Raw genomic sequence first — 19128 nt, 5'->3', positions numbered from 1 at the left:
TTTTAAAAGATTAATTTGTTTTTAAGAAGTAACTTCTCTATATTTGAGAAGTGGTTGCAAGACCACATTCTTTTTCATAGCAATTTTTCCCACTTGATTTTTATTAAGTGGGTTTTTTATGAACAGCTCCCAAATTAAAAAACCGTAAACGATTACATATTCTAAAGCAACAAACCAAAGGTTTTCTTTCCAAGGTTGATTTGCGTATGCTTGATAACTAAAAATAATTACGATACTCCAAATTACAGGGAATCGATATTTTGTAAATAGTGATAAAATTAAAAGTGTAGCAATATACCAAGGATGCATTGTTGTTGTCGTAAAATAATAAAATGATAAGCCAAAGAGCATGGCTGTTAGTAATTGTGTAAACGATTTATTATTTCTGATAAAAGTGATAGCAATTAAGAATAAAATGGTTAAAAACGGCATTATTTTACCGATTACAGCAATTTCATTATAGCCTCTAAATAAATAACCAATTTCTCGAGCAACATAATAAAAACTAGCGTTAAATTCAAAATTTCGAAACCATAATCCTACAGAATTAGAATAGTTAGCAATTAATTCTGATGAGTAAAAAGGAAGAAATAATAAAAGTGTAACGGCTATAACTACCAGATAAAAACTGATTAATTTGAATAATTCTTTTGGACGAAACTTAAACCCAATCCATGTAATAATTTTTTTGTTATTTGTTTGTAATGGTCTTATAAACCATTGCAAAAATAATGGTAAAAATAGTAAAGGAACTAATTTTACAGATACAGAACAAGCTAATAGTAGTGCTGCCCAAATCCATTTTCGTTGTAGTAGTTTATATAAACTCCACACTAAAAAGAATAACATTACAGGTTCGAAATGTAGGTTACCAGTCATCTCGATTATTATAAACGGATTTAAAGCATACAAAAAGATATTTTGAACTGGTAAATTAAGTTTTTCGAGTAATTTTTTTCCGAAGTAAAGAATTCCTACATCAGCAAAAATTATAATTATACGCATTACAAGTACACTACCTAAAATACTTTTGTTTGCAAAAATAGCCGCGATTAAAAAACACAACTGATTTATAGGCGGATAATTGGTGTAATGACTTCCGTTCATTGCACCCATTCCTTTGTATAAATCAATAGCTTGGTTTACAGGGTATGTTTGTTGCTCTATAAATGTTTTTGGTAGTGATAAATACGGGTTTAAGCCTTCTAAAATCATTCTACCATCCCAAATAAATCTATAAAAATCTTGCGATAAATTTGGAATTGCAACAAGAAAAATCAATCGAAACAAAATTGAAAGACTAGCTAAAAGTATAAAATTATTTTTATTGCTTTTCCATAAAAAGTAAGTGATCAGAAATAAAGAAAACCACAAAAAAAGTAAATTCGAAAATTCAGTTCTGTCCAAAAAATAAGCAAAGCAAAAATAAAGAACACTACCAATAAAAGTTAGTAGTAACGAACTGTATTTTTTCCAATAAAACATTAGGCTTTAGAAAAAAGTGATTTAAAGAAAACGTATCCAAATCCGATTGTTAACATCAAGTGAAAAGGAAATAATCCGAAATCTCCATCTTGATTACCAACAACAAAAGCACTATACATACCGAAGATAAAATACAATGTTAAAAACCCTTCAATAATAACATTTAAAGAAACTTTTGTTTTCACATATTTATTGTTTTTCCAACCGTCTTTAAGGCTTTTTATATTAAACTTTGGCGTACGAACAAATTCACTTTTCTTGCCAAAATGACCTTCTAAAACAGCAATGGTATTGTGTAAAGAAAAGCCCATTACAATGGTGAAAAAAGTAAAGAAAGCACCTATGTATTTAATGAAATTTTTAAATCCTCCGCCATTATTTTTTTTATACATAAACCAATAACAGATAAAAAATATGATAGAGCTTAAAACGAAAAAACTCATCATGTAAAAGAAAGGTCTTAAATGGGCGTATTCATTTTTGATGTATAACATCGGAATACTTAAAACAGCAACTAAAAAAATACAAGTAAACATAGAGCTGTTTAATAGATGTAAAAGTCCGTGAATTTTAGTTTTTGCAGAAACGTTTTTATTTGTAATGATCTGCTTCCCCATTTTCTGAAAATTCTCGGCACCACCTTTATTCCAACGAAATTGTTGGGTTCGTGCAGCACTTATCACAACAGGTAATTCTGCAGGAGTTTCAACATCTTCTAAATATTTAAACTTCCAGTTTTTAAGCTGTGCTCTATAACTTAAATCAATATCTTCCGTTAAAGTATCTCCTTCCCAGTTTCCGGCATCTATAATACATTCTTTACGCCATGCACCTGCTGTTCCGTTAAAGTTAATGAAATGACCTTTACTATTTCTACCAACTTGTTCTAAAGAAAAATGAGCATCTAAGGCAAATGCTTGAATTTTAGTTAAGGTTGAGTAATTTCTATTAATATGCCCCCAACGTGTTTGTACAACACCAATTTCAGGGTTTTTAAAATATGGAATCGTTTTTTCTAACCAATCTTCTTGTGGTAAAAAATCAGCATCAAAAATAACTATGAATTCTCCTTTAGCAATAGCTAATCCTTCTTTTAAAGCTCCAGCTTTAAATCCTTGACGATTTTCTCTTCGGATGTGTACAATGTCTAATCCTTTTTTTTGAAGTTGAGCAATATGTTTTGCAGTAGAAATTACTGATTCATCTGTAGAATCATCTAAAACCTGAATTTCTAATTTATCATTCGGATATTTAATTTTTGCAATGTTGGTTAACAAACGTTCCATTACATATAATTCGTTAAAAACAGGCAATTGAATAGTTACAAAAGGAATTTCTGCAGGTTTAGAGAAATCGAATTTAGGAGAGTTATCTTCTTTTTTTTGCGCCTTTAGGTAATTAAACAATAAGTTTAATTGTGCCAAAGCATACATGAAAATTAAAATTAACGAAATAGCATAAACCACTATTATAATATACTCTACTATCATTATTTAAAACTGTATTTAAATATCCAACTTAATATTTTAACGCCCGCTAATATACTACCTTTTACAGTTCCTGAAACTTTTGAAACACCAATTCTGTTTCTGTATCTCATAGGAATTTCAGTATAGGTGAATTTTTGTTTTAATGCTTTTAATTGCATTTCTACCGTCCATCCATAGGTTTTATCTTTCATGTTTAAAGCTAATAATTTATCATATTTAATAGCTCTAAATGGCCCTAAATCGGTAAATTTTGCGCCAAAAAATAAAGACATTAAGAAAGTAGCCAACCAGTTACCAAATATTTGTTGAGGTGTCATGGCGCCATTTTCTCTTAATTCTTTTACACGTGATCCGATTACAAAATCGATATTATCGTTTATAATAGGATGAACAAGTTCGGTTAATTGCTCAGGATAATCAGAATAATCACCATCTAAAAAAACAATAATATCGGGTTTGTTTTTTTGTTCAGCAATATAATCCATCCCTTTTAGGCATGCATAGCCGTATCCTTTTCTGGTTTCTTTTAAAACGGTAGCACCTGCATTCTTAGCATTCAGTTCTGTAGCATCTGTAGAATTGTTATTGATAACAATTATTTCATCTACAATTGATGGAATATCGTTGATAACATTGGCGATAGAATCTTGCTCGTTATAAGCAGGGATAATAACTTTAATTGATTGATTCATTTATCTTAAATCGAACAAATTATTTTCTTTTTTAAAAGAAGCTAAATCTGTCCATTCTTTTATTTTTTTTCCTTGTTGATATTTTTCTGCTTTTACCAATTCTTGTTGATTGTAGCGTAAACAATATCCGTTTTTCTGATTGTCTTTTAATTGACATTTGTGATTTATAAATCCATCAATATCATAAAATAACCACCACTTACTTTTTTTACCGAGAACAAAATGACCTTCTTTTTCTAGCGTTCCATTCTTGCGGTAAAAATACCAATATTTTGTGGAGCGATTCTCTTTAAAATTCCCTTCTTTCTTTAAGTGTCCGTTTTTATAATAAAACTTCCAATAGTTAGTTTTAAAGGAGTTTTTTATCCAGCCCTCTTCTTTTAAATTACCGTTATCAAAATATTTTTTTTGATATGTTTTCTGTGAAAAAACGACAATTGATATAAAAAAACAGAGAAGAAATAGTTTATTTTTCATTCACTAATTCCATTAAATCAACATCATTTCCTAATAATATTTCTGTAGGATTTATTCTTCCTTCTTCTGGTCCATTTTCTAATTTTAAAACACCTCTAGGACAAACAGCAGAACAAATTCCGCAACCTACACAGCTAGAACGTACAATGTTCTCTCCCTTTTGAGCGTAAGCTCTCACATCAATTCCTTGCTCACAATAAGTAGAACAGTTTCCGCAAGAAATACATTGACCACCGTTTGTGGTAATTCTGAATCGAGATTTAAAACGTTGTATGAAACCTAAATATGCTGCAAGCGGACAACCGAAACGGCACCAAACTCTGTTACCAAAAATCGGATAAAATCCTGTTCCAATAACTCCTGCGAAAATAGAACCTATAAGAAAACCATAAATATCTTGAATTGTTTGTGTTTTAATACCTAAAACTTGGTCCGTACCATAAAAGAAGGTGTATAAAGCAAAACCTGTCATTACTAAAACAAAAACAAGTACAGAGTGAATTACAATACGCTCTACCTTCCAAGAAAGTAATGTTTTACTTGAAAGTTGTCTGTAAGGATCTCCTAAGGTTTCAGCTAAACCACCACAACCACAAACCCAAGAGCAATACCATCTTTTTCCGAAGAAATAAACCATTACTGGTACAACTACGATTGTTAAAACAACACCCCAAACTAAAATAAATAATCCAAAACCACCACTAGCTAACAATTCATCTAAATTCCATTTAAAAAAGAAATCATAATCTAAAGGAAATGCATTTTTAAAATCATACCAAGGTTTTTCGAAACGCACTAAAATTTCTGGAATTAAAAAAGCAAACACAATTTGAAAGAATAAAACGGATGTTGTTCTTAAAACTTGATACTTATTATGACGATATTTTATATACATTCTTACCGCCATAACAGTCATAACTACACAATATAAAAAACCATATAAAAACCATTGACTTGCCGGATTACCGCTAATAAATTTGCTAATTGGATCGACCAAATACACCCAGTTTACAATAAAATCTGGATAAAAATAAAGGAGTATATAAAAAGTAACTAAAAAGATAAAAGCAAACCAACCAATCCAACCACGATTAGTAGCTGCGTTTAAAAATATTCCATCATTTTTTATACCTGGTTTTCCTAATAAAACAACATCAGGAACAATAAATAGTAATGCACCAAGAATACCTAAGCCAAAAGTTAAAAACCATGCTAAACCTGTGTTTTCAATGGCAAATCCTTTACCAGCTTTTTTAGCAAGTGCAAAACTTAAGCTATGTGGTTTTCCAAAGATTTTATATTGAAATTGTTTTCCTTTTTTGTCCCAGTTTTTTTCAGCATCATACTTGGTTATAAGATTATCATAATAATCATTAGAATTCTTGTATGCTTTTATAACGCGATTCGAAAATTTGAAAATGTTTAAATTTTCTGAAGTTACAACAGCTTTCTCTAGCTCGCCTTTTATGATAGTACTTTTATAATTTTGTTCTTTTAAAAAAGTATCTAATTCCGCTTGTTTTAAGCTGAAAGACCCCGTAAAAATAGTTGCTATAAAGAAGGTTAATCCTACTAAAAAGATAATTAATCCTGTTTGTTTTAGATGTTTCAAAATAATGATAAGGTATTATAGTTTTTAATTCAAAAAATAGCTAGACGTTAAACATCAGTTAGCGACTAAATATTCTTTTCCAACTTCTCTTTTTTGATTGAATATTAGTGTTGTTTTCTAAGTTAAACTTAGTTACAATTTCATGTTCATATAAATTGTAAAATTCAGGGTCGAAATTGGCATCAGCTAAATATTCTAGTACGTGCTTGATAGCTCTTTTTTCCGTTAACCATTTATCAAAAATTTCATGACGCATTCTAATACCAAAAGTATTTATCCCTAAGAATAGCTGTGTGTTTTTATCAAAAGAAATGGTAATACATTTGTTCTCTTTTGGATGCTGCCACTGAAAATAAGTTTCGTTCTCTTTTTTACTTCGTTCACTAAAAACCCAACCATAGGTTTGGTATTCGATATCTAAAAATTTTGCAGAGTTAAACCAATGCCCAGGTTTGTAAGCTGTTTTATTATCACAAATAGTTTGTGCAACAGTTTCTCCCATCATTCTTCCTGTGTACCAAACTGCTTCTATGTTCCTGCGCTGACCAATAGCTTCATGTTGTTCTGCGCAATCGCCAATTGAATAAACATCTTTTATATTCGTCTCTAAAAAACGATTCACTAAAACTCCGCGATTTGTATCAATTCCAGAATTTTTTATAAAATTGATATTTGGCGTAACACCAGCCGTTAAACCAACGATATCACAAAAAATTTCTTCACCAGTTTCTTCAATGATAATAGATTTTACGTTTCCGTTTTCATCAGACTTAATTTCTTTTAAATTAGTATTTAAACGTAAATCTATATGGTGCTCTTTTATGTGCTCATTAATCATCACAGATTCTTGCGCAGGCAAAACACCATTCCAAAAACTAGTTTCACGGACTAAAAAAGTAACAGGAATTTTTCGACTTCTTAACATTTCTGCTAATTCTATGCCTATTAATCCACCACCAACAATTACAGCTCTTTTACAAGTTTTATTATCAGGAGCATATTTTTCTAGATTTTCTAAATCTTGTTTATGGTACATTCCCATAACGCCTTTTAAATCTTGACCAGGCCAACCAAATTTATTGGGTTTAGAACCTGTTGCTATAATCAATTTATCATAAGATAAAGTTTCTCCATTGCTGAAATCTAATTTTTTATCTGATGAATTTATATTAGCAACAAAACCTTTTTTAAGTTCTATTCGGTTTTTTTCCCAAAACCAAGACTCATAAGGTTGTGTGTGTTCAAACTTCATATGCCCCATGTACACATACATTAAAGCTGTTCTTGAAAAAAAGTAGTCGGTTTCAGAAGAAACAATAGTAATTTTTTTATCAGATAATTTTCTGATATGCCTTGCAGCCGTAACACCAGAAATTCCATTACCAATAATAACAACGTGTTCCATAAAAGTTGATTTGCAGTTAGGTCGTTGTTAAAGTTAAGAACTTAATAATGTAAATAAATTTAGAATGATTTTAAATAGTGTAAAATCGTAAGTAGTGGTAAAATAAATCGTCTTTATATTTAATTATAAAATAAGAAGGATGAAAAATAAAATGATATATTTTGTTGCAGTTGTGTTGTTTAGCATTGCGCAAGGAGTTTCTCAAGATAAAGAAAATGAGAAGAGTAATATTCAAACGTATACACCATCAAAATTGTTAAATAAAGGGCAATGGGATATTAAATGGGGGAATAACTTATATACGGAAACAAAATTTGCTGATGAGAATGGAAGTTCAAAATCAAAATTAAGAGAAAACTTTTTCACTTCGTCTGTTGAAGTTTTTACAGGAGTTTCAAACAACAACCGTTTTAATGTTGGTTTTTTAGCAGAATTTAGATCCAATACAATTGGAGGCAGACAAGCCTTGTCTGTTTTTAGTTTAGAAAACGGAATAACAGAAAGAAAAGGGATTACTTCTATAGCACCAGCAGTTAAATTTCAACCATTTAAAAGTATAGGAAATTTTTCTATTCAATCAGCAGTTCACATCCCTTTAGTTGCTGTTGAGCAAGATGTAAATGGTGTTTATTTAGATCAATCTTCATGGATTTTTCAAAATCGTTTTTTCTATGATTATACTTTTGAAGGAGATAAATGGCAGCTTTTCACAGAACTTAATACAGAGTATAGTTTTGGAGATACTAAAAGTTACGCAAACAACACTTACTTATTTGTACCAAGTATTTTTATGAGTTATTTCCCAACGAATAAATCAACTGTTTTAGGTTTTGTTCAGCATTCAGAACGTTTTGGCGATTTTACACAAGATTATACTGCTTTAGGTTTTGGTGGAAAATATCAAATAACTAAAACATTAAACTTAGAAGCGCTTTATAGTAATTTTGTAAGAGGAACAAATAACGGATTAGGACAGAGTTTTAATATTGGTGTACGCGCATTGTTTTAAAAAAGACTAATTTAGGAGTTATGAAAATACCTAAAATTCTTTTGATTTGCCTCATATGTTTGTCTTGTAAAAGTCAAACAAAAAAAATAAACGGAATTAGTTTCGTGGCCTCTTCGGATAAGATAACAGAAAAACATATTTCTCCTGTTGTAAAAGTTTCTGCTAATTATGTTGCGTTAATGCCTTTTGGTTTTATTAAAGATTTAGCATCTCCAACAATAATTCATAATACAAACCGACAATGGTTTGGCGAAACTGAAAACGGAATTATTCAATATGGAGAAGAGTTTAAAAAAAGAAATATTAAACTGATGATAAAACCTCATATATGGGTTTGGAAAGGAGAATTTACAGGTAACATAGCCATGAAATCAGAAGAAAATTGGAAGGTTTTAGAAGATTCATATGAAGATTTTATATTAACATACGCAAAAACAGCACAAAAACTAAAAGCAGATATTTTTTGTATTGGTACCGAATTAGAACAATTTGTTAAAAACAGACCTCTTTTTTGGGGAGAACTAATAAAAGAAATCAGAAAAATTTATACAGGAAAACTTACCTATGCTGCCAATTGGGACGAATACAAAAGAGTATCTTTTTGGAACGATTTAGATTACATAGGGATTGATGCTTATTTTCCTTTAAGTGATAAAAAAACACCAACTATAGCAGATTTTGAGAAAGGTTGGCAAATTCATAAAAACGAAATACAAAAAGTTAGAAAGAAAGTAAATAAACCTGTTTTGTTTACCGAATACGGTTACAGAAGTGTCGATTTTACAGGAAAAGAACCGTGGAATTCAGATAGGGTTATAGAAAAGGTGAATCATCAAAACCAGAAAAATGCAATGCAAGCTATTTATAATCAATTTTGGAAAGAAGATTGGTTTGCAGGTGGTTTTATTTGGAAATGGTTTCATAAACACCAAAAGGTTGGCGGAAAAAATAATAACAGATTTACTCCACAAAATAAACCAACGGAAGCGTTAATTAAAAAACTATATGCGAAATAAAATAATATTCATTTTAATTATAGGTGTTAATTTTAGTTTGTTTTCGCAAGAAAACAATATTCTTGATTTAAAAATTAAAGGGTTAAAAAAAACTAAAATTTCATTCATAAAAAAAATCCTAGAAACTAAAAAAAATACACTTTTAGATTCTACTTTATTAAGTAAAGATATTATTCGTTTAAAACGTTTGCCTGCAATTTCTCATGCTTCTTTTCAGGTGTTTCATTCACACAAAAACGAGTACAATGTTTTAATAAATGTTGTAGAAAACCACACCTTAATACCTGAGTTTAATCTCTGGATAGTTACTGGTGATAAAACAGCATATAAGATTGGAGTTTCTGATTACAATTTTTTAGGGCAAAATATTACTTTAGGTGGGTTTTATCAAAATAATGGCTTTAATTCTTATGGTATTAATTTTAGAGCACCAACATTATTTTCTAGCAAATGGGGATTAGCTTTAAATCATCAAAAATGGATAAGTGAAGAGCCTTTATATTTTGATAAAAAAACAGCAAATTATAAATATCAAAATACGTCATATGAAGCGCTTGCTTTGTATCAAATAAATTTTAAAAATAATCTCCAATTTGGAGTGAATTATTTTAAAGAAAAATATGATTATTTATCAGGAAGTATTTCGGCTGAAGTTCCATTGAAATTAGATGTAAATAAGTGGTTATTTAAAACAATTTATACATTTGATAATTTAAATTATCAGTATCAATATGTAAACGGATTTAAGAACGAATTATATGGTCAGTATGTAATTTCTGAAAACGAATATCAGAATGATTTTTTAATTTTTTGGAATGATTTTTTGTATTATAAACGGGTTGGTGAAAACGGAAATTGGGCGAATCGATTGCGAATAGGATTATCTTCAAATATAAAAAGCCCATTTGCACCATTTGCATTAGATAATAATGTGAATTTAAGAGGTGTTGGTATTTTGGTAGACCGAGGTACAGGAAGTATTGTTTTAAATACAGAATATAGACATACAATGTATGAAAATAACTGGTTAGCAATACAAGGAAACACATTTATTGATGCTGGTACTTGGAGAAATCCAGGAGGGAGTTTAAGTGATTTTGTAAAAGAAAAAAATATGCAAATTTATTCGGGAGTTGGATTGCGGTTTATCAATAAAAAAATATTTAATGCTATATTTAGAATTGATTATGGTTACGGTTTAACCAAAAATGCTTCTAAAGGACTTGTATTCGGAATAGGGCAATATTTTTAATAAATATTTTTTTTGAAATTACTTTTCATTTAATGGGTAAGCTTCTTGTTTAATAAAAGTTGATGGGAATTTTTCATCTCCTTCAAAACCAATTTCAATATCTCTACCAGAATTCGGAATATAATTGGTTTTAAAAATGTAGTCCCAAATACTTAAGGTAATTCCGAAATTTACACCTGTTTTTCTATTTTCGGGTAATTCTTTTGCATGGTGCCAAATATGCATTTTCGGATTGTTTAAAATGTACTTTAAAAAACCATAATCCCAATTAATATTAGCGTGGTTTAAATGCCCGATAGTAATGTTGAAAAAATGAACAGCAGCAACATCCTGTGCTGTGAATCCGCCCATGATTGCTAACGGAATATATTTCATAGAATTATAGAGTACAGGTTCCATCCAGTGGTATCGTAAATGCGCTGCAAATCCCATTTCTTTTACAGAGTGATGTACCTTGTGAAATTTCCATAAGAACTCATATTTGTGTAATAATGTGTGCGTAAACCATTGCACGAAATCTATAATAATAAAAAAGGTAAAAATTCGTGCCCAAAAAGGAAATTCATTAATGTTAAACAATTGAAAGTTGGCTATTGATAGATCAAAGACACTTAAAAGATCATTAAAAAGTTGTGCAGTTGTGTTTGATAAAGCAATTAAAATAAATAGATTTAATAAAAAAAAATTAAAAAACATATAAAAAACATCTAACCAAAAATCTTTTCTAAATATTGATTGATTTTTTCGCCAAGGAAAAACTATTTCTAACACCCAAACAACTAAAGAAATAACAATTAATCCGTAAAAATAATTCTCCCAATTCAGTTGCATTAAAACAGTTTGCTTTAAATAGTTCCAATAATCAGAATAAGAATTTTTTATGATATCAAAGTATTTATTCATTAGATAGTAGTGTTGTTGAAAAGGACGAAATAAATGTAATAATTTTATACGATTGTTTCTAATATTTTAAAAATAATTGCGCTCATAAATGCCGCAACAGGTAAGGTAAGTATCCAGGATAAGATAATTTTTCCAATTATTTTATAATCTGCTTTTTTGGTAACAGTTCCAATTCCAAAAAGAGCACCAACAGAAACGTGAGTTGTAGATACTGGTAATCCATGAATACTTGCTGTAGTTACTAATAAACCAGTAATCATATTGGCAGTAAATCCTTGACCTGAATTCATTTTTGTAATTTTTTTACTCATGGTTTCTCCTACTTTTTTAGCATTTAGCAATCCGCCTAAAGACATAATAATGGCCACAGAAATCATACTCCATTTTATATTAATTGTATTGATGATGATTAATAACCCTACAATTTTAGGCGTATCATTTAGGCCTCTAGCAAAACTTACAATTCCAGAACTTATATAGTGTAAAAAGTCTAAAACTTTTGGAGAGCTTATTCCTAGTAAAGCTGGTTTTTCTTTATTTAAAGAGGATATTCTTTTTCTAAAAAACTTAAATAATAAATACGCAATCAAACTTAAAACGGCTGCCATTAATGGGCTAACAACTAAAGGGATTAAAAAAGTATTTCCTAGTTTTTCAAAATTAAACTCAGAGCCAACAGCGATAACTCCAGCTCCAAATAATCCTCCAACTAAACTATGTGTAGTTGATATTGGCATTCCTATTTTGGTTGCTCCAAAAACAGTAATTGCTGCTCCTAAGGCAATTGCAATTGCAAAAATTGGAGTTTGTATTAATTCATTTGGAACTAATCCTTTTCCTGAAAAATTCTTTACTAATTCTTCTGCTAAGAAAATTGCAGCAACAGCACCCGAAAAAGTGGTAATTGTTGCCCAATTAATTGCTTTTTTATAATTAGTAATTCCTGCGCCAAATAAAGTAGCAACACCTTTAAAGTTGTCATTAGCGCCATTACTATAAGCTAAAAAGCAAGCAGTAATAAAAAGAAGAGATAAGATCATTTAATAAGAATTTTTAGTATTCTAATTTTGACGATGAACTTATTTTTTACTTACAGATTTAAATAGAAAAAACCGTCAAAAATTTCATTTGACGGTTTTTATGTATGTGTTAAAAAGTGAAAATTACTTTTTATTAAGGTCTTTAATATATTTATCTAAAGCCATAGTCATAGAAGGTGTTTCAGGAGTTGGCGCAGCGATATCTACACGTAAGCCTCTATCTTCAACAGCTTTAATGGTTGAGTTTCCGAAAACAGCTATTCTTGTCTCGTTTTGTTTGAAATCAGGAAAATTTTCAAATAAACTATCAATTCCAGAAGGGCTAAAAAATACTAAAACATCATAAAAAACATCTTCTAAGTCAGATAAATCACTTACCACAGTTTTATATAAATCTGCACGTTTCCAATCAACACCTAATTTATCTAGCTCAGCAGGGATTAATGGTTTTAATTTATCCGAAGATGGTAATAAGAATTTCTCGTCTTTGTGTTTTTTTATTGATTTTATTAGTTCTGGAAAAGTTCTGGTACCAACATAAATCTTTCGTTTTCTGTACACAACATATTTTTGTAAATAAAAAGCCACGGCTTCAGATTGACAAAAATATTTCATAGAATCAGGAACTGTAAAACGCATTTCTTCAGCAATTCTAAAAAAATGGTCAACAGCATTTCTGCTTGTTAAGATAATTGCGGTGTAGTTGTTTAAGTCAATTTTTTGAGACCTAACTTCTTTTCCATCAATACCTTCAACATGAATAAAAGAGCGGAAATCAATTTTTACTTTTTGTTTTTCAGCTAAATCAAAATAAGGAGAAGTTTCCGTCTTAGGAGCTGGTTGAGAAACTAAAATAGTTTTTACTTTCATGTGTTTTTCTCTTTACGTAGTCATTGTTATTTTATAAGCAATCAATAGCGGTGCTATTTCAAGGGTGCAAAAGTACAAAATAAAATAAAATAACTTGCGCATAACTATTCTTTTGTTATTCTTTAAAATTAAAAAAGCCCTGAAAACAAATAAGATACCAAAAATAGTTAGTAAAAATGTATTACTATTAAATGTGTATTGATGTACAATTATCGCAGGAAATAGCCATAAACTAAGGCTTTTTAAGTAGCCTGATTTTACAACCAAAAAATACTTTAAAATAGTTGAAAGACCTAGTGTATTAGTTATAGTTACGTTTATGAAATGTTTAATAGAGAGGTATAAAATAACAACTGAAAATACGATTAAATAGTTTATAAAGTTATGTTCATATGGTGTAAAGTTTACAACCAAGAACAAAAACAATGAAATTATTATTGAAGAAAATAAAAAAAACAATAAATTAAAAGGTTCATAAAAAGAGGTGTTATCTTCAACTTTCTTTTTGAAAAAACCAGAGGTAAGAAAAGCGAAAAGATATCCTAATAATCTATTTGGTTTCAGTAATTTTAGGGTTGCTAATAAAACAACAGCAAATATAATTACTAAAGTAATCCAATTATTATCAGTTATAACACGTTCTATTGCTTGCAATTGTACCTTTTTATGCATTTATTTAACACAAAATTAGTGATTATTTAGTGTATATTTGCCTAGTTTTAGATGAAAATTACATGAAATCAGACGCTTTAGTTATAATTCCTACTTATAACGAAAAAGAAAACATAGCGGCTATCATACAAGCAACTTTTAGTCAAGAAAAAGAGTTTGATATTTTAGTTGTTGATGATAATTCCCCCGACGGAACAGCAACCATCGTAGAAAAGTTACAAAAAGAATACCCTAACAAACTTTATATAGAAAAAAGAACAGGTAAAAATGGTTTAGGAACTGCTTATATCCATGGATTTAAATGGGCAATAAACAAAGGGTATGATTTTATAATAGAAATGGATGCTGATTTTTCTCATAATCCAAACGATTTAATAAAATTATATGAGGCATGTAAAAATAATGACGCTGACGTTGCTATAGGATCTCGTTATTCTGTAGGGGTAAATGTGGTTAATTGGCCTATGAGCAGAGTGTTATTATCATATTTTGCATCAAAATACGTGCGATTAATTACAGGAATGCCAATACACGATACCACAGCTGGTTTCGTATGTTATAAAAGAGAAGTTTTAGAAACTATTAAATTAGATAAAATTAAATTTATAGGATATGCTTTTCAGATAGAAATGAAATTTAAATCGTGGAAACATCAATTTACTATAAAAGAGGTTTCTGTTATATTTACTGATAGAATTTTAGGAGAATCAAAGCTGAGTTCTGGTATTATAAAAGAAGCAGTATTCGGAGTTATAAAAATGAGATTAAAAGGTTTACCAAAATAATTATGAAGTCATATTTAATAAAAAATGCAAATATCGTTAACGAAAACAAGGTTTTTAAAGGCGATGTTTTAATTGAAGGAAATTATATTAAAGAAATTTCAACAGAAATTTCAGTAACTTCAAATGTTGAGGTTATCGATGCTGAAGGAAAATATTTAATTCCTGGTATGATCGATGATCAAGTACATTTTCGTGAGCCAGGTTTAACTCATAAAGCAAATATAGCAACCGAAAGTAAAGCGGCAATTGCGGGTGGAATTACATCTTTTATTGAAATGCCAAATACGGTGCCACAAGCAACCACTCAAAAATTATTAGAAGATAAATTTAAAACAGCTTCTAAAACATCGTATGCAAATTACTCGTTTATGTTTGGTGGAACGAATGATAATTTGGATGAATTATTAAAAACAAATCCTAGAAATGTAGCAGGAATTAAGTTGTTCTTAGGTTCATCAACAGGAAATATGTTGGTTGATAATGAAGAAGTTTTAGAGAAGATATTCTCATCAACAGATATGTTAATTTCTGTACATTGTGAAGACGAAGCAACGATCAGAAAAAACACGGAAGTATACAAAGCAAAATATGGCGATGATATTCCGTTAAAATACCACCCAGTTATAAGGAGTGAAGAGGCGTGTTATTTGTCTTCATCAAGAGCTATTGAATTGGCAAAAAAAACAGGCGCAAGGTTACATGTCTTTCATTTATCAACAGCAAAAGAAACACACCTATTTAGAAATGATATTCCGTTAGAAGAAAAGAAGATTACGGCGGAAGTTTGTGTACATCATTTATGGTTTACAGATAAAGATTACGATACAAAAGGAACACATATTAAATGGAATCCTGCTGTTAAATCTCAAAAAGATAAAGATGGTTTATGGAAGGCTTTACTAGATGATAGAATCGATGTAATCGCAACCGACCATGCTCCGCATACGCTAGAGGAAAAAGATAATGTGTATATGAAAGCACCAAGTGGCGGGCCATTAGTGCAACATGCAATACCTGCAATTTTAGAAAAAGTAAAAGAAGGTGTTTTGTCAATTGAAAAAGCAGTTGAGAAGATGTGTCATAATCCAGCAAAACTATTTAAAGTAGAAAACCGCGGTTTTATTAAAGAAGGATATTTTGCTGATTTAGTATTGATAGATACAGATGATAGTTGGACAGTTACAAAAGAAAATATTTTATACAAATGTGGATGGTCTCCTTTTGAAAATGTAGCGTTTTCAAGTAAGATAACGCATACTTTTGTGAATGGAAATTTAATGTTTGCTAACGGAGTTTTTGATGAGAATACGAAAGGAAAACGATTAGAGTTTAAAATATAGATGAAAAAACTTATTTACATACTTATTGCTTCGATTAGTATTTCTTGTACCTCAAGTAATACAATTTATAAAGAACCAAAAACTTTAATTCCTAAAGATTCTATGGTTGCGTTATTAACTGATATGTTTATTGCATCATCTGCTAATAATGTTAAGAATAAGTTTTTAAAGAAAGAAAAAAACTATATGATATTGGTGTACGAAAAGTATAAAATAGATAGTACACGATTTGATATTAGTAATAAGTACTATGTTTCTAAAACAGAAGAATATACCGATTTGATTAAAAAAGTAAAATCGAATATAGACTCTATAGAATTGTTTTATATCGGAAAAGATAGTTTAAATAAAAAAAGAAGCATAAAACCAGAAAAAGTAGAGCTGTTAGAAGAGATAAAAGAAAGTAAAATTGTTTTTAAAGATAAATTAATTGAATTAAAGAAACGTAAATAATTATGCGCCTAGATTTTTACAAATTTGAGTGATAGTTTTATTGATTAATTCGAATTTAAAATTTAATTCTCTTTTTATTTTTTCTGATGAATAGTAAGATTTATTATGAGAGGCCTTTGCTGAATTTTTAGTTAGCAAAGGTTCTTTTTTTGTTAAAAAAGTTACTACCAAATCAATCCTCCATAAAAAAGAAGTTATTAGTTTTCCTACTTTTACTGATGGTCTTTTTTTATCTAATCCATCTGCGATAGCAACTAAAATATCTTTAAATGATTTGTTTTCTGACACCAAAACAAAACGTTCGTTTTTAATATCAGAGTTCATCAATAAAATCATTGATTTCACCACGTCTTGTACGCCTACAAAACCAGTTATTCCTTCAGTATAAAACTTTAATCCATTATTTATTTGCGTAAATAATTTACCAGATCCTTCATTCCAAAAACCACTTCCTAATATTACTCCCGGATTCAGAATTACAGCATTTAATCCTTCTTGACTGCCTCGCCAAACTTCCATTTCAGCTCCATACTTTGTAATAGAATATCCGCTATTATTGTCTTCATCAGACCATTCATTTTCTTCGTCAATAGGTTTACCGTTTATAGAATTTCCAACAGCAGCAATTGAACTTACAAAACAAAACTTACCAACTTTAGCATCAATAGAAAGATTAATCATATTTGCTGTACCTTCAATATTTACCTGACGCATTTGTCTATAATCTTTCAGGTTAAAAGAAACCAAAGCTGCACAATGATAAACGCTCGTTATGTTTTTAAAAACAGGAATTAGAGAAGGTACTTCGGTAATATCAGCCTTAACCCATTCTATTTTAGCAAAGAAGAGCTCAACATCATCTGTATAATAAGAAAATATTTTTTTGACGTGTTCTTTCTTTTTTTCCGTTCTATAAATAGCACGTATTGTATCATTTTTTTGAGTTAAATGATATAATAAATGTGATCCTACCAATCCTGTTCCTCCTGTAACTAAAATCATATAACGAAAATAGAATTTTTTGAACGATAAATGTATCTTTGTCTCTTTAAAACTCATAAAAATGACCAAAAATTTAGTAGAAGAATTACGTTGGCGTGGAATGATTCACGACATGATGCCAGGAACAGAAGAGCAATTACAAAAAGAAATGACGGCGGCATATATTGGTTTTGATCCAACCTCTGATTCATTACACATTGGTAGTTTAGTACCTATTATATTACTTGTACATCTTGAAAAAGCAGGGCATAAGCCAGTTGCTTTGGTAGGAGGAGCTACGGGAATGATTGGTGATCCGTCAGGAAAATCAGACGAACGTAATTTACTAAATGAAGAGGCGTTAGCTAAAAATGTAGACGGAATTAAAAGAACTTTAGCACGTTTTTTAAATTTTGATAGCGATAAAACAAATGCTCCTTTATTGGTAAATAATTACGATTGGATGAAAGATTTTTCATTCATAGAATTTGCTAGAGACGTTGGTAAACGTATTACGGTAAACTATATGATGGCTAAAGACTCTGTAAAGAAACGTATTTCTGGAGATTCTAATAGCGGAATGAGTTTTACAGAATTTACATATCAATTAATTCAAGGATATGATTTTTACCATTTGTATAAAAATCACAACTGTTTATTACAAATGGGTGGTTCAGATCAATGGGGTAACATAACTACTGGTACCGAGTTGGTTCGTAGAATGAATGTAGGTGAAGAAGCAAAGGCGTATGCAATGACTTGTCCGTTAATTACAAAAGCAGACGGATCGAAGTTTGGAAAATCAGAAGGAGGAAATATATGGTTAGATGCAGCTAAAACATCGGTATATAAATTCTACCAATTTTGGTTAAATACTTCGGATGAAGATGCAGAAAAATATATTAAAATATTTACATTTTTAGATGAAGCAAGTGTTAAAGAATTAATTGAAACACATAAAGAAGCTCCTCATGAAAGAGCACTTCAAAGAAAATTAGCAGAAGAAGTTACAACATTCGTTCACTCTAAAGATGAATTAGAAAAAGCAATTGCGGCTTCTAATATTTTGTTCGGGAAATCAACTTCAGATGATTTAAAAGGATTAGATGAACAAACATTTTTAGATGTTTTTGATGGTGTACCGCAAGCGGAAGTTTCTAAAGAAGATATTTCAGAAGGTTTATCAATGATAGATGCTTTATCAGGAAAAACTAGCTTTTTAAAATCTAATGGAGATGCAAAAAGAGCGTTAAAAGAAAATGCCGTTTCGGTAAATAAAGAAAAGGTAAAAGAAGATTTTACAATTACAGTAAAAGATTTAATTGCTGATAAATACGTGTTATTACAACGCGGAAAAAAGAGTTATTTCTTATTAAAAGTAGCGTAATTAAGAAGCTATTTTAATATCAAAAGTTAAAGGGCATCGCTTACAGTTGATGCCTTTTTTTTGGTATTTATTACAACACTTATTTTTTGGTTTTATACAATTTGATGTGCAAACAGAAGAGCATATAGTTTCTTGTTGCATTGATACAACAGGAATAGCCTTTTTATTTTGAGTATAAAATATGATCATGATTGGTGTAATTCGGTGCAAATATAATACTTTATTTAGAATAAATTAAAATAATATTTAATGTGGTTTT

General features: G+C 29.7%; 18 protein-coding genes. 7 read left to right on the top strand and 11 right to left on the bottom strand.

The annotated features are described in order from the left end of the window. Nucleotides 1-21: 21 nt before the first annotated feature. From N2251_RS12915 to N2251_RS12890, 6 genes are read right to left on the bottom strand one after another with little or no spacing between them, the layout of a single operon-like run. On the bottom strand, nt 22-1485 hold the full coding sequence (locus N2251_RS12915; protein WP_260587146.1) for an MptA/MptB family glycosyltransferase: 1464 nt from the start codon (nt 1483-1485) through the stop codon (nt 22-24). After that, nucleotides 1485-2975: a cellulose synthase family protein gene (locus tag N2251_RS12910; protein ID WP_260587145.1), complete on the bottom strand. Its 1491-nt coding sequence runs from the start codon at nt 2973-2975 to the stop codon at nt 1485-1487. Before N2251_RS12910 ends, N2251_RS12915 begins: the two co-directional genes overlap by 1 nt. Further along, a complete protein-coding gene (locus N2251_RS12905) occupies nt 2975-3667 on the bottom strand; it encodes a glycosyltransferase family 2 protein (protein ID WP_260587144.1) in 693 nt (230 codons plus the stop codon). Before N2251_RS12905 ends, N2251_RS12910 begins: the two co-directional genes overlap by 1 nt. Next, nucleotides 3668-4144, bottom strand: coding sequence for a toxin-antitoxin system YwqK family antitoxin (locus tag N2251_RS12900; protein WP_260587143.1), 477 nt, complete (start codon nt 4142-4144; stop codon nt 3668-3670). Next, nucleotides 4134-5756, bottom strand: a complete 1623-nt coding sequence (locus N2251_RS12895; RefSeq protein ID WP_260587142.1) for a 4Fe-4S binding protein — start codon at nt 5754-5756, stop codon at nt 4134-4136. Before N2251_RS12895 ends, N2251_RS12900 begins: the two co-directional genes overlap by 11 nt. A gap of 58 nt (nt 5757-5814) precedes the next feature. Beyond that, nucleotides 5815-7161 (bottom strand): NAD(P)/FAD-dependent oxidoreductase, encoded by a 1347-nt coding sequence (locus N2251_RS12890; protein ID WP_260587141.1) that lies wholly within the window; start codon nt 7159-7161, stop codon nt 5815-5817. A 139-nt stretch (nt 7162-7300) separates the two neighbouring features. On the opposite strand from N2251_RS12890, the gene N2251_RS12885 reads away from it, so the two are divergent. From N2251_RS12885 to N2251_RS12875, 3 genes are read left to right on the top strand one after another with little or no spacing between them, the layout of a single operon-like run. Beyond that, nucleotides 7301-8170 carry a transporter family protein gene (locus N2251_RS12885; protein WP_260587140.1) on the top strand — a complete coding sequence of 290 codons (870 nt, stop codon included), beginning with the start codon at nt 7301-7303 and terminating at the stop codon, nt 8168-8170. A 41-nt stretch (nt 8171-8211) separates the two neighbouring features. After that, nucleotides 8212-9186: a glycoside hydrolase family 113 gene (locus tag N2251_RS12880; RefSeq protein WP_446678067.1), complete on the top strand. Its 975-nt coding sequence runs from the start codon at nt 8212-8214 to the stop codon at nt 9184-9186. Next, on the top strand, nt 9176-10438 hold the full coding sequence (locus N2251_RS12875; protein WP_260587138.1) for a BamA/TamA family outer membrane protein: 1263 nt from the start codon (nt 9176-9178) through the stop codon (nt 10436-10438). Before N2251_RS12880 ends, N2251_RS12875 begins: the two co-directional genes overlap by 11 nt. Nucleotides 10439-10456: 18 nt before the next feature. Here the strand turns inward: N2251_RS12875 and N2251_RS12870 are convergent, their stop codons facing one another. From N2251_RS12870 to N2251_RS12855, 4 genes are all read right to left on the bottom strand, one after another. After that, nucleotides 10457-11341 (bottom strand): sterol desaturase family protein, encoded by an 885-nt coding sequence (locus N2251_RS12870; RefSeq protein WP_260587137.1) that lies wholly within the window; start codon nt 11339-11341, stop codon nt 10457-10459. Nucleotides 11342-11385: 44 nt separating this feature from the next. Beyond that, nucleotides 11386-12381, bottom strand: coding sequence for an inorganic phosphate transporter (locus N2251_RS12865; RefSeq protein WP_260587136.1), 996 nt, complete (start codon nt 12379-12381; stop codon nt 11386-11388). 123 nt (nt 12382-12504) lie between these two features. Beyond that, the gene (locus N2251_RS12860) at nt 12505-13251 is read right to left on the bottom strand and encodes a uroporphyrinogen-III synthase (RefSeq protein ID WP_260587135.1); all 747 of its coding nucleotides are present in this window, start codon (nt 13249-13251) and stop codon (nt 12505-12507) included. Between the two features lie 12 nt (nt 13252-13263). Further along, a complete protein-coding gene (locus tag N2251_RS12855; RefSeq protein WP_260587134.1) occupies nt 13264-13923 on the bottom strand; it encodes a DUF4271 domain-containing protein in 660 nt (219 codons plus the stop codon). Nucleotides 13924-13985: 62 nt separating this feature from the next. On the opposite strand from N2251_RS12855, the gene N2251_RS12850 reads away from it, so the two are divergent. From N2251_RS12850 to N2251_RS12840, 3 genes are read left to right on the top strand one after another with little or no spacing between them, the layout of a single operon-like run. After that, a complete protein-coding gene (locus N2251_RS12850) occupies nt 13986-14708 on the top strand; it encodes a polyprenol monophosphomannose synthase (RefSeq protein ID WP_260587133.1) in 723 nt (240 codons plus the stop codon). A gap of 2 nt (nt 14709-14710) precedes the next feature. Further along, on the top strand, nt 14711-16048 hold the full coding sequence (locus N2251_RS12845) for a dihydroorotase (protein WP_260587132.1): 1338 nt from the start codon (nt 14711-14713) through the stop codon (nt 16046-16048). Further along, entirely contained in the window at nt 16049-16501 is a 453-nt protein-coding gene (locus N2251_RS12840; RefSeq protein ID WP_260587131.1) for a DUF4296 domain-containing protein, read from the top strand. On the opposite strand, the gene N2251_RS12835 is transcribed toward N2251_RS12840, so the two are convergent. Next, complete coding sequence (locus N2251_RS12835; protein WP_260587130.1) at nt 16502-17503, bottom strand: NAD-dependent epimerase/dehydratase family protein; 1002 nt, start codon at nt 17501-17503, stop codon at nt 16502-16504. It lies immediately after the preceding gene. A gap of 61 nt (nt 17504-17564) precedes the next feature. Between N2251_RS12835 and tyrS the strand changes: the two genes are divergently transcribed. Continuing rightward, the gene (gene tyrS, locus N2251_RS12830) at nt 17565-18869 is read left to right on the top strand and encodes a tyrosine--tRNA ligase (RefSeq protein ID WP_260587129.1); all 1305 of its coding nucleotides are present in this window, start codon (nt 17565-17567) and stop codon (nt 18867-18869) included. Nucleotides 18870-19128: the final 259 nt, after the last annotated feature.

The sequence above is a fragment of the Tenacibaculum haliotis genome (assembly GCF_025215075.1).
Lineage (GTDB): Bacteria > Bacteroidota > Bacteroidia > Flavobacteriales > Flavobacteriaceae > Polaribacter > Polaribacter haliotis_B.
This window is presented reverse-complemented; position numbering and strand designations above follow the sequence as displayed.

Coding starts and splice junctions, on each gene's coding strand:
- N2251_RS12855 (WP_260587134.1), bottom strand. CDS start 13,923: ATGCATAAAAAGGTACAATTGCAAGCAATAGAACGTGTTATAACTGAT.
- N2251_RS12875 (WP_260587138.1), top strand. CDS start 9,176: ATGCGAAATAAAATAATATTCATTTTAATTATAGGTGTTAATTTTAGT.
- N2251_RS12850 (WP_260587133.1), top strand. CDS start 13,986: ATGAAATCAGACGCTTTAGTTATAATTCCTACTTATAACGAAAAAGAA.
- N2251_RS12840 (WP_260587131.1), top strand. CDS start 16,049: ATGAAAAAACTTATTTACATACTTATTGCTTCGATTAGTATTTCTTGT.
- N2251_RS12860 (WP_260587135.1), bottom strand. CDS start 13,251: ATGAAAGTAAAAACTATTTTAGTTTCTCAACCAGCTCCTAAGACGGAA.
- N2251_RS12905 (WP_260587144.1), bottom strand. CDS start 3,667: ATGAATCAATCAATTAAAGTTATTATCCCTGCTTATAACGAGCAAGAT.
- N2251_RS12910 (WP_260587145.1), bottom strand. CDS start 2,975: ATGATAGTAGAGTATATTATAATAGTGGTTTATGCTATTTCGTTAATT.
- tyrS (WP_260587129.1), top strand. CDS start 17,565: ATGACCAAAAATTTAGTAGAAGAATTACGTTGGCGTGGAATGATTCAC.
- N2251_RS12900 (WP_260587143.1), bottom strand. CDS start 4,144: ATGAAAAATAAACTATTTCTTCTCTGTTTTTTTATATCAATTGTCGTT.
- N2251_RS12865 (WP_260587136.1), bottom strand. CDS start 12,381: ATGATCTTATCTCTTCTTTTTATTACTGCTTGCTTTTTAGCTTATAGT.
- N2251_RS12915 (WP_260587146.1), bottom strand. CDS start 1,485: ATGTTTTATTGGAAAAAATACAGTTCGTTACTACTAACTTTTATTGGT.
- N2251_RS12835 (WP_260587130.1), bottom strand. CDS start 17,503: ATGATTTTAGTTACAGGAGGAACAGGATTGGTAGGATCACATTTATTA.
- N2251_RS12890 (WP_260587141.1), bottom strand. CDS start 7,161: ATGGAACACGTTGTTATTATTGGTAATGGAATTTCTGGTGTTACGGCT.
- N2251_RS12885 (WP_260587140.1), top strand. CDS start 7,301: ATGAAAAATAAAATGATATATTTTGTTGCAGTTGTGTTGTTTAGCATT.
- N2251_RS12870 (WP_260587137.1), bottom strand. CDS start 11,341: ATGAATAAATACTTTGATATCATAAAAAATTCTTATTCTGATTATTGG.
- N2251_RS12845 (WP_260587132.1), top strand. CDS start 14,711: ATGAAGTCATATTTAATAAAAAATGCAAATATCGTTAACGAAAACAAG.